Below are 466 nucleotides of genomic sequence, written 5' to 3' on the forward strand. Positions count from 1 at the left end.
ATCGTGTACAGTTTCGGGCCCTCGAAACCGCGTGCCACATAGCGATCATGAAGATTGCCGAACTCGACTGGAAACGGCGCTCCGTTGACGTTGAACGAAGTTCCGTACTCCGTGAACTTGACGGGAGGCACAGCCAATTCCGGCTGAGGTTTTCCGCACAGCGGAGCCTCCGAAGGCTTCGAGCACAAATCTAGGCTAGTGCCACACGGACATGTGTTGGGCTCACGCTCCACGGGTTTCGGTCCCGGGTGCATCAGCTGCCACATAGCCTTGTTGTCGATCCAGCGAACTGCGCCCATCTCAATGAACACACGTTCGCCTTTCTCGTTTTGGAGAATGTAGCCGGAGTATTTGTAGCCGGAGCCCGCAAGTTCTGCGGCTTTTCGTGCCGTATGCTTGTCAGTCACGCGTTCCGAGGCCGCGCGCTCGTTGCGGAGCCTCGCAATTTCGGACTTGAGTTGATCGA

General features: G+C 57.1%; 1 protein-coding gene. It reads right to left on the minus strand.

Annotation, left to right across the window (positions count from 1 at the left end; translation table 11 throughout):
• A partial coding sequence (locus AC1RPH_RS07820; protein ID WP_481762029.1) for a hypothetical protein occupies positions 1–466 on the minus strand: 466 nt, incomplete at both ends.

The organism is Dellaglioa sp. CoH-57-MRSF-16 (assembly GCF_056782055.1).